The 282-nt window shown below is 63.5% G+C and carries 1 protein-coding gene; it reads left to right on the forward strand.

Annotated elements, in window-relative coordinates; genetic code table 11:
- The coding region (locus ACZYTC_RS34435) for a GTP-binding protein (protein WP_488991779.1) at positions 1-87 on the forward strand (87 nt) is incomplete at its 5' end.
- Between the last annotated feature and the right edge of the window lie 195 nt (positions 88-282).

Consider the following 282-nt stretch of genomic DNA (forward strand, 5'->3'; position numbering starts at 1 on the left):
GAGGAGCGCAGGAGCCGTCTGGTGTTCATCGGGCGGAATCTGCCGAAAGTGGTGATCGAACAGGGGTTCCTGGCCTGTCGGGCCTAAAGCGTGTTGCTCCAGGTGAGGGAAGGCGCGTGCTGGGGCGGTAAAACAGGGCTCGCCATCGGACGCCACCCGCTTTGCATCTTCACTTGACCGCGATCGGGACACCCCGGTAACTGTGGCACTGACGGTTTCCGTCGGGTGCGAGCCCGATGGGAGTAATAGGGCACACGGTCCGGCTTTCTCGAAGCCCAGGCC

It is taken from the genome of Labrys sp. F242, assembly GCF_057813875.1.